Source organism: Streptomyces milbemycinicus, from assembly GCF_002154605.1.
Lineage (GTDB): Bacteria > Actinomycetota > Actinomycetes > Streptomycetales > Streptomycetaceae > Streptomyces > Streptomyces milbemycinicus.
The window spans coordinates 1-376 of record NZ_MUNE01001203.1 but is presented as its reverse complement, the minus strand read 5'-3'; the positions used below and the strand labels follow the sequence as shown (position 1 = coordinate 376).

General features: G+C 69.4%; 1 pseudogene (cut by a window edge). It reads left to right on the top strand.

The features are described 5' to 3' along the window. Positions 1-376: pseudogene (locus CCN51_RS52100) on the top strand (ATP-grasp domain-containing protein); its annotated part reaches 407 nt to the left of the window's first position; the annotation flags it as partial.

Genomic DNA, 376 nt, shown 5'->3' with positions numbered 1-376 from the left:
CCGGGGTCAAGGTGCGGTCCTGGCCGCCCCATGCGGGCATGACGGCCTGCGCCTATGTGGTGGACAACCCCGAGCTGGCGGAGCTGGCCGCCCAGTTCGTCAAGCGGATCGGCTTCTCCGGAATCGTCGATCTGGACTGGCGCTTCGACCGGCGGGACGGGCGGTACAAACTGCTCGACTTCAACCCCCGTATGGGCGCGCAGTTCCGGCTCTTCGAGAGCGAGGCGGGGATCGATGTGGTCCGTGCCCAGCATCTGGACCTGACGGGGCGCAAGGTCCCGGAGGGCGAGCAGCGCGCGGACCGGCGGTTCGTCGTGGAGAACATCGACCTGCCCGCGCTGCTCGCCTACCGCCGCAGCGGATACACCACCCCGCA